The 10,027-nt window shown below is 59.1% G+C and carries 7 protein-coding genes; all 7 read left to right on the plus strand.

Annotated elements, in window-relative coordinates:
- Positions 1–346 precede the first annotated feature (346 nt).
- The 7 genes from ACYASS_RS13435 (at position 347) to ACYASS_RS13465 (ending at position 9,845) form a co-directional block, all read left to right on the plus strand.
- On the plus strand, positions 347–1,654 hold the full coding sequence (locus tag ACYASS_RS13435; RefSeq protein ID WP_463586492.1) for an MFS transporter: 1,308 nt from the start codon (positions 347–349) through the stop codon (positions 1,652–1,654).
- Entirely contained in the window at positions 1,651–2,910 is a 1,260-nt protein-coding gene (locus ACYASS_RS13440; protein WP_463586493.1) for a metal-dependent hydrolase family protein, read from the plus strand. Before ACYASS_RS13435 ends, ACYASS_RS13440 begins: the two co-directional genes overlap by 4 nt.
- Before the next feature lie 667 nt (positions 2,911–3,577).
- Positions 3,578–4,912, plus strand: coding sequence for a cytochrome c (locus ACYASS_RS13445; RefSeq protein WP_463586498.1), 1,335 nt, complete (start codon positions 3,578–3,580; stop codon positions 4,910–4,912).
- Positions 4,913–4,927: 15 nt separating this feature from the next.
- Positions 4,928–5,470: a sugar dehydrogenase complex small subunit gene (locus tag ACYASS_RS13450; RefSeq protein ID WP_463586494.1), complete on the plus strand. Its 543-nt coding sequence runs from the start codon at positions 4,928–4,930 to the stop codon at positions 5,468–5,470.
- Positions 5,467–7,101: a GMC family oxidoreductase gene (locus ACYASS_RS13455; RefSeq protein ID WP_122667355.1), complete on the plus strand. Its 1,635-nt coding sequence runs from the start codon at positions 5,467–5,469 to the stop codon at positions 7,099–7,101. Before ACYASS_RS13450 ends, ACYASS_RS13455 begins: the two co-directional genes overlap by 4 nt.
- A gap of 212 nt (positions 7,102–7,313) precedes the next feature.
- Entirely contained in the window at positions 7,314–8,078 is a 765-nt protein-coding gene (locus ACYASS_RS13460) for a hypothetical protein (protein ID WP_463586495.1), read from the plus strand.
- Between the two features lie 423 nt (positions 8,079–8,501).
- Positions 8,502–9,845: an MFS transporter gene (locus tag ACYASS_RS13465; RefSeq protein WP_463586496.1), complete on the plus strand. Its 1,344-nt coding sequence runs from the start codon at positions 8,502–8,504 to the stop codon at positions 9,843–9,845.
- Positions 9,846–10,027: the final 182 nt, after the last annotated feature.

Genomic DNA, 10,027 nt, shown 5'->3' on the forward strand with positions numbered 1-10,027 from the left:
CCGGGCTGGCGATCCACCTTGCTCGCGATAGCGCCAGGTCAGGCGATAATTTATCGAAAGAAAAATCGAATCGCGAGCAAGCTCACTCCTACAGGTCCTATCTTTGCCGCGAGACGGCGCGGTGCCATGGACGCCAAGGTGCTCCACAGATGCGATAGCACTCTGTCTTCTTGCATGCGACCAGCGCATGCATATCTTCCCAATGAGCGTTTTCCCGCATCCAATTACGCGAGTTATTCTCGGGCCTACAAGGGCATAAGACCCTGACGATGTTTCACCCGATTGCTTCTCTGCCCCACTCGTGCGCGGGACCACTCCCTGCGTAATCTGCATGCAGGAGTTCAACGTGAACGCTATAAAAAACACGCCAACCCACAACCAGAAAGCACGCAAAGCCGTGATCGCGACTGTGATCGGCAACGGTCTTGAATGGTTCGACTTCACGGTCTACAGCTTCTTCTCGGTCATCATCGCCAAGGTGTTCTTCCCCACCGACAGCGAACTCACCTCTTATCTACTGGCATTGGCGACTTTCGGCGTAGGCTTTTTCATGCGTCCGGTCGGCGGCATTGTGTTGGGCGTTTACGGTGACAAGCACGGGCGTAAAGCCGCGCTGTCACTGACCATCCTGTTGATGGCGCTGGGTACGCTGATCATTGCGATCACCCCAAGCTACGCGCAAATCGGTTTGATCGCGCCGGTGCTGATCGTCCTCGCACGGCTGCTGCAAGGCTTCTCCGCGGGCGGTGAAATGGGCAGCGCGACGGCGTTTCTGACCGAGCACGCCCCAGACGGCAAGAAAGCGTTTTACTCCAGCTGGATTCAGGCCAGTATCGGCGTCGCCGTGCTGCTGGGCTCCACGCTGGGCGCCATCCTCTCGAACTACCTGACTCAGGCGCAGCTGGAAAGCTGGGGCTGGCGGATCCCGTTCATCATCGGCACGCTGATCGGTCCGGTCGGTTTCTACATCCGTAGCCGCATCGACGAGACGCCGGTCTACAAAGAATCCAAAACCACCGAATCACCGCTGCGCGAAGTCTTCCGCACTTACCCACGGGAAACCCTGATCAGCTTCTCGCTGGTTGTGCTGTGGACGGTCTGCACCTACGCGATTCTGTTTTACATCCCGTCCTATTCAACCCGCGTTCTGGGCCTACCGAGCGGTGTAGGTTTCAGCGCCGGGATGATGGGCGGCGCGGTGTTGATCGTGGCCACGCCGATTGTCGGCATGCTCGCTGACAAAACCGGTCGCAGGCCTTGGTTGCTGGGTTCGGCAGCTGCCATTTTTGTTGCAGCGTATCCGATGTTCCTGTTCATCAACCAGATGCCGGGGCTGGCCTCGCTGCTGATTTTTGAAGTGGTAATGGGCCTGTTGATCGCCGGTTACATCGGCTCGATTCTGGCCGCGTTCAGCGAACTGCTGCCGACTCACGTGCTGTCCACCGGCCTGTCCGTGGCCTACAACTTTGCAGTCACGATCTTTGGCGGTTTCGCCACGTTCACCATCACCTGGCTGATCGCCAACACCGGCAGCAATGTCGCGCCGGCCTTCTACATCATGTTCGCGGCCGTGGTCAGCGGTTGCGGCGCGTTCTTGTACCGCGACCGCAAGACCACCGCCAATGCCAGCTTCAAGGGAGCAGCCCTGCAATGAATACTGAAAAAACGACACGCCTGATTCTGCGCAACGGCCAGTTGCTCGACCTGAACAAAGGCGAGTTGCTGGGCGGTCTGGAAGTGGTGATCGAGGATGGACGCATCAGCGCAGTTCGCCCACAAAATGACACTGCCGAGGCCGATGACCAAGTCATCGATCTGAACGGCCGTACGCTGATGCCCGGCCTGATCGACTGCCACGTTCACGTGCTGGCTTCCAATGCCAACCTGGGTATGAACGCGCTACAGCCCAACGCGATCATCATGTACCGCGCCTTGCCGATTCTCGAAGCGATGCTTAACCGCGGCTTCACCACGGTGCGTGACGCGGGCGGTGCGGACTGGGCGCTGGCTCGCTCTATAGCACTGGGTCTCGTGCCGGGGCCGCGTATTTTCGCAGCGGGTAAAGCGCTGTCGCAAACCGGTGGTCACGGTGACATGCGCGCTCGCGGCGAGCTGCTGCTGAGCGAGCCGTGCTCGTGCTGCTTCCGCGCTGGCGCTATCGCCCGCGTCGTGGATGGCGTCGACAACGTGCGTCTGGCGGTGCGTGAAGAGCTGCAACAAGGCGCCAACCAGATCAAGATCATGGCTTCGGGCGGGGTCTCGTCACCCACCGATCCGATTGCCAACACGCAGTACAGCGAAGCGGAAATCCGCGCCATCGTCGATGAAGCAGAAGCTGCCAATACCTATGTGATGGCCCACGCTTACACCGCGCGTGCGATTCGTCGCGCCATTGAGTGCGGCGTGCGCACTATTGAGCACGGCAACCTCGTTGACGCAGACACCGCAAAACTGATGGCTGAAAAAGGCGCGTTCGCCGTGCCGACCCAAGTCACCTACGAAATGCTCGCCAAACACGGCGCCGAAGCCGGTCTGCCGCCTGATTCGGTGGCCAAGATTGAAGACGTGCGCCTAGCCGGTCGCAACGCCCTCAAGCTTTTCGCTGAAGCGGGCGTGGAAATGGGTTACGGCTCAGACTTGCTGGGGGACATGCACCAATACCAAAGCCATGAGTTGCAGATCCGCGCCGAATTACTCGGTAACCTCGCCGCCCTGCGCAGCGCCACCACTGTCGCGGCCAAAATCCTGCAACGCGAAGGCCTGCTCGGCTGCATCGCTGAAGGCGCCATCGCCGACCTGCTGGTAGTCGACGGCAACCCGCTGGAATCCATCGGGTGTCTGGTGGGCCAAGGGGAAAACCTGGCGATGATCATTCAGGAAGGCAGCATCAAGAAAAACACCTTGGTGTAAACGCTGAAGTGGTTCAGAGCCCGCCTTGTGCGGGCTTTGTTGTTTCTGGGAGTGGCGCAAACCATGTGCAACCGCAAGACTCTGTAGGAGCGCAGCTTGCTCGCGATGAGGCCCGTACATCCGCCGCATATGTGTTGCCTCCAAACCCTCATCGCGAGCAAGCTCGGCTCCTACAGGTGCTATGCATATGTAAAGCCCTTTCATCCAACCTGTCAGTCTTGCCCTTCTTCATCTCTTCCATCAGCCCTGTTTGCAGCTGCTGATCTCTCGATTTACATCCCCCTCACCAAAAAACAGCACAAACGTTCCAAAGCCCTCCCCTCCAAAGTCATACAGTCGTCGTACATCTAGCCCATACGGGCCGGGGCCTGTAGGCAAGATGCCCGATCTAGAGCCTTCGACGATTCAAAAATAGCATGGCACTTTGCCTGTTTTTGATGTTGCAAGATGTTACGGATCGTGAAACATTCCCCTCGTTTTTGTGCGACAACTTGTCGCTAGCGCTGAATTGACGCCTTCCGTGAGCGTCGTTTCCGACCAAGCGCACCACTAGCCTCCGAACCTGAAAAAGCCACGGCTGCAGTTGCCTAAGGTAGACAAATACATGTCTTGTTTTATTCGAGAAAGACAGCGGATCAGGGGTGCCTGTCTGGGCCTGCTGACGCTGATGTTTTGCCTGGCGGGCTCCGCCAGTGGCGAAGAGCTGGAGGCCAATGCGTCGGCCGGCAAACGTCTGGCAATTGCGTCGGACTGCGTTGCGTGTCACACCACGCCGGGCGGCAAACCATTCGCGGGCGGCTACCCGCTCAACTCGCCAATGGGTGTGATTTATTCGACCAACATCACCCCTTCGAAAACCGCCGGTATCGGTAACTACACCCAAGAGCAATTTGCTCGAGCGGTGCGCGACGGCGTGACGCCAGATGGCACGCACCTGTACCCCGCGATGCCGTACACCTCGTATTCGAAAATCACCGACAGCGATATCGCAGCGCTCTACGACTACTTCATGCATGAAGTCCCGGCCGTAGAAACGCCATCGCCGAAAACCGAACTGGCATTCCCGTTCAACATTCGCGCATCGATGATTGGCTGGAACCTGCTGTTCCACGACACCACTCGCTTCACGCCGGACGCCAGCAAATCTGCAGAGGTGAATCGCGGTGATTACCTGGTCAACGCTCTGGCCCACTGCGATACCTGCCACACGCCGCGTAACTTCCTGATGGCCGCTGACAACAGCAAACCACTGGGCGGTGGTTCGCTGGGGCCTTGGTATGCGCCCAACATCAGCTCCGACAAAGTCAGCGGTATTGGCGCCTGGTCCAGCGATGAAATCGTCGCTTACCTGCGCACCGGTCACGTGGAAGGTAAAGCACAAGCGGCAGGTCCGATGGCTGAAGCGGTCGAGCACAGCCTGCAATACCTGCCGGATACAGACCTGAAGGCTATTGCTGCGTATCTGCAGCAAACCCAGCCAGTCAAATCGGGCGAAACCAAGGCACGCCATGAATTTGGCCAGGCTTCGACTGATGAGCTGACCCTGCGTGGCGGCAAGCCGGAAGACAATCCGGGCTGGCATGTTTTCAGTGGCACTTGCGCCAACTGCCACCAGGCAAACGGCCAGGGCAACAAAGAATATCCGTCGCTGTTCAACAACACGGCCACCAGTCGTGCGGACAACCTGATCGCGACCATCGTCTACGGCGTGCATCGCACCGTCGATGGTGTGGCTGTGGACATGCCGGGCTTTGGTCCAGACGCATTCTTCACTGACCGTTTGACCGACCAGCAGATCGCCGACGTCAGCAACTATGTGCTCTCGCACTACGGCAACGCGGCCGAGAAAGTCACCGCCGCCGACGTCGCCCAAACTCGCGCAGGCGGGCCAACGGCTCCGCTGGCGACACTGGCCAGGTTCACGATCCCGGCAATCATCCTCGTGGTTCTGCTGATCGGCCTCGTGGTGTGGCTGATCGCACGCCGCCGCAAGGGGGCCTGAGCAATGGATAACTCAATGAATCACAAGCAAGCACCGACTCAAGCTGAATCACCGACCGGCTTCTCTCGCCGCAATCTGCTGCGCGGCTCCGTTGCACTGGGCCTGATGGGTCTGGTGGGTGGCATGCTGCCGTGGCAATCGGTGCTGGCCGCCGATCAGTCGACCGCTGACTTCATCGCGCTGTCGCAGTTTCTGGTCAGCCGTCCGGTCAATCCGGTATTGGCCGGGCGCTACTACTCAGCCCTGGCCAAACGCGCACCGAACTTCGCCGGAAACGCTGCGGCTTTGAAGCAACTGATCGCCGACAACAACCTCAAGCATGTCGATGAATACCTGAAGCTGGCCAACCCTGACGCGTCCCTCAAGGCGACCGCGACCAGCATCATTGCAGCTTGGTACCTGGGCATTGTCGGCGAAGCAGCCGACGCGGAACTCGTCGCCTTCTCCGAAGCGATGATGTACCTCCCGACCCACGGCACCCTCATCGTCCCAACATACGGCAGCGGCCCGGCTACATGGGGTCCCAAGCCAGCAGACACCAAGGATTCCAGAATATGAGCAGCGGTGATTTCGACGCCGATGTGGTGATCATCGGCTCCGGCGTAATGGGCGGCCTGATCGCCAGCGAACTGGCCAAAGCCAATAAATCAGTGATCGTGCTGGAAGCGGGCCCGCGGGTTAACCGACGCGATATCGTCGAAACCTTCCGCAATGCGCCGATCAAACTGTCGCTGGCCAACGCCAAGCTGCAAGGCGCTGGCTCGCCATACCCAAGCCTGCCCCACGCGCCATCCACTTATGGCGACTACCTGCAGCAAGTCGGGCCGGTGAAATACAACACGTCGTACCTGCGCGTGGTGGGCGGTACCACCTGGCACTTCGGTTCGTCGCTGTGGCGCATGCTGCCCAACGACTTCCGCCTCAAGTCCCTGTACGGGCGTGGTCGCGACTGGCCGATCAGCTACGACGAGCTGGAGCCCTTCTACGCTCGCGCCGAAACAGAACTGGGCGTCTCTGGCGTCGACGGTCAGGATGAAAGCGGCCAGGGCGGCGAAGCATTCCCGCCCCGCTCCATTCCCTACCCGATGGAAGGCCTCAAGCCGAGCTACATGTTCAAGCGCCTCTCGGAGTTGCTGAGCAAAGGCGGCTACAACCCGATTCTGGAGCCCAACGGCCGCGCCACTCGTCCTTACGGCAAACGCCCACCATGTGCAGGCAACAACAACTGCAACCCGGTGTGCCCGATTGCGGCCAAGTACGACGGCTCGATGCACATCGACGAAGCCGAGAAACATGGCGCCAAGGTCATGGACAACTCGGTCGTTTACAAGATAGAAGCCGACGATAGCGGCAAGATCACTTCGATCTGGTACATGAAGCCAGACAAGTCCAAGCATCAGCTCAAGGCCAAGTACTTCGTGCTCGCGGCTTACGGCATCGAGTCACCGAAACTGTTGCTGATGTCCACGTCGGAGAAATACCCGAACGGTATCGCCAACTCGTCTGACCAGGTTGGTCGCAACCTGATGGACCACACCGGCATCAGCATGAACGTGATGACCAAGGAAGACATGTGGCCGGGTGAAGGTCCGACCCAGTTGCTGGTTTATCTGAACAGCCGCGACGGTGCCTTCCGCAAGGATTATCCGAGCTACAAGATCAAGGTGCGTAACACCGTGCCGACCTCGCAGATCACTTCAAACCTGATCGCTAAAGGCGTGCTCGGTTCCAAGCTGGACGAAGGCATTCGCCTGCAATCGGCTCGCTCGCTGAACTGGGCGGTGGACTTCGAAACCTTGCCGCTGCCGGAAAACCGCGTCACGCCAAGCAAGACCAAGTTCGACGCCATCGGCCTGCCGGTGCCGGAGATCTATTACAGCGTGCCTGAGTACTGGCATGCCGGTAAGGAAAAGGCGCTGGAGGACTTCAAACAGTTCGCCAAACTGCTCGATGCCGACATCCTCAGCACCGACGTGGGCTTCCAGAACCGCCAGCACATCATGGGCACAACCATCATGGGCGACGATCCGAAGGATTCGGTTGTCGACCGCGATTGCCGCACCCACGATCACCCGAACCTGTTCATCGCAGGCACCAGCGTCATGGCGTCCTCGTCCAGCGTTAACCCAACGCTGACAGGCGCGGCACTGAGCCTGCGGATTGCGGATGAGTTGTTGAAAGAGGTTTAAAGGACCTGGCGATCCATCTCTGGATCGCCAACCCTTTGCAGGAGCTGCCGAAGGCTGCGAAGCGTTCATCCTGAGATACCGCCATCGCAGCCTTCGGCAGCTCCTACAGGGGTTAAACCCAAAACCTGTAACGCTGGCGAAACACTTTCAATCGGTTTAACCTCGCCAATCCGCAGCGCAATGGATGCGCCGTCGACATCAAGGAAGAGTGCATGGATCCCAGCGAGAGCCCGTCTCGGGACAAACTCAATCCATTTGAGCACCTGCATGCGCAGGCCGATGACGCGCCTCGGGCATATAGGCGCCACCCCTCCAAGCCTTCACGACTCTATCGCCGTATCTTTGTGCCCTTGATTTTCATCGTTGCTGCTGGCTATCTGCTGATGCATTTCAGTGAGCGTCTGCAGAACGTTATTCAGCAGGTCACCGCCTACCGAAATCCAGCGCCTGCGCTGCCCGCCAGCTCGAACCCCGTGCCACCGATGTACACACGCGACGCTCTGGTCGCCCCGAAGCCGTTGGCCGATTGCATAAAACCCGACAACATCATCGACGAAGCAGTTGCCACCTGCCGCTACGGACAATTTCCACGCGCAACCGAAGATACAAATGCACAGGGCATGGTGAGCGCTTCCTACATGGCAAAGTACAAAAGCGACCAGCAACAGCCCCCGGCCCGAACCAGACGCGTCACCGCTTTCAACATTGAGCGCGCAACGGTCTGGCAGTGGGACGGCAAACGCACCTACGCCGCCGAGTGGGCGATCAATAGCAATCGAATCGACGACAGCAGCGTTTGCGCCAACTATCGACGCGGCTCGATTGAACACCGCGAATGCCGCAAAGGCGCCAAAGTTTACTTCCGGGAAAAGTGCCGAGAATGGGGCAAGCGCCGAGATAAAGATGGCAGCGATGCGAGCCAGGCTATCGAGGAGCGCTTTTGCGCGGCAGGTGAAGGTTTCAATCCACTGGGTTGAGCCCTTATCAAAATGGCGTAAATGCCCTTATGCAGCCAATTGATTGCTAGCAATCTGGCCATCAACAGTTTTTTTGCCATTTTTTTCGACATTTTTTGTAACGCCTTACGCCCCCTGAAACTGGGCGCGTCGTGCGGCATGGTGCGTCATCCCGCCACAGGTGGCCCCGGCTAGAGCGGTTGCCATCATCGGCCTCAGATGGGATAAACAAAAAGCAAACGGGCTCGAAAATCTATAAAAAACGTAGATTCATGGGTCATTGAAGTCGTATAGCGGCGATCCTGCATTAGCTAAAAGTCCACACGTACTGTGTTCGCGCATTGTGCCAACAGCGTGCTGGCCACCCCTGCCTTTCAACCTCATTGAGGCCATTCATACGGCGTCACCAAACGCTGTGCTGCACCTAAAAGAAGGACCGGAAAATTGAGCGATCAATCCACTCCGAACACTGCACTCGCCAGATTCTGCGAGAAAACCGGCATCCCCTATCCCATGTTCTGGGGCTTCGTCGGCCTCTTGATTTTCATGATCGGCGATGGCGTCGAATTGGGTTATCTCTCCCCTTTCCTTAGCGAACGCGGCATGCCTGCCGATGAAATCGCCATGGTCTTTACCGTCTACGGCGTCACCGTCGGTATCTCTTCCTGGTTGGCCGGCGCGCTCTCGAACATCTGGGGTCCCAAGCGCGTGATGATGATCGGCTTGCTGATCTGGAGCGCCTTCGAGGTGCTGTTCCTGATCTACGGCCTGCAAAAGCTCAGCTACTCGATGATCCTGCTCACCTACGGCTTGCGTGGCTTCGGTTATCCGCTGTTCGCTTATGGGTTTCTGGTGTGGATTGCCGCCGCAACGCCATCGCGCAAAATGGGCATGGCCGTTGGCTGGTTCTGGGTGGCTTATGCAGCCGGGTTGCCGACCCTTGGCTCGCTGGTCGCCAGCGTCAGCATCCCGTTGATTGGTGCTATGGCCACTTTCTGGTTGTCTTTCGCCCTGGTAGTCGTCGGCGGAGTCATCGGCCTGGTGGGCATGCGCGACGCACACGGTATGAAACGTCTGGCACCCGAAGGCGAAAAACCGCTGGTGTCGATGGCCAAGAACATCACCATCATGTGGGAAATGCCCAAGGTGTCGCTGGCAGGTCTGGTGCGCGTGATCAACACGTCATCGATGTTCGGCTTTCTGGTCATCATGCCCGGGTTCTTCATGCACACCGTGGGCTTCAGCCTTGAAGAATGGCTGCGACTGCTGACCATCGTGTTCGTGTTCAACATCATTGGTAACCTGGCCTCAAGCATCATCAGTACCCGGATCGGCTATCGCAACACGATCCTGTGGCTGGGCGCGGTAGGCAGCACGATCAGTACACCGCTGTTCTTCTTCATGCCGCAGGCATTCCCGAACGACTTCCTGATTGCCTCGATCTTCGGCGCTTTCTACGGCCTGACGCTGGCTTGCTTCGTACCACTTTCGGCACTGGCGCCTGCCCTTGCCCCGCAGAACAAAGCGGCCGCACTGTCGGTATTGAGCCTTGGTGCAGGTGCATCGACCTGGGTCGGTCCTGCCGTAGTCGCCATCTTCCAGGACAGCTTCGGCCTGGCGGGCGTGGTCTGGGCATTCACCGGCCTCTATGCCCTGAGCGCAGTCATGACCGCCTTCCTGCGCGACCCTGAGCCGGTGTTCGAACCGACGCTGACCAAGACCAAACGGAAAATCAAAATCAGTGCGCCGCGTCTTGATTACCGTTGGGCACATGCGGAGCAGAAGTAGGTAGAGTTATCGCAATCTTTGTGGGGGGGGGGGGGGGGGGGGGGGGGGGGGGGGGGGGGGGGGGGGGGGGGGGGGGGGTGGGGGGGGGGGGGCGGGGGGGGGGGGGGGGCGGGGGGGGTGGGGGGGTGGGGCGGGGGGGGGGGGGGGGGAGGGGGGTGGGGGGGGGTGGGGGGGGGGGGGGG

It is taken from the genome of Pseudomonas sp. HP_14 (assembly GCF_055283875.1).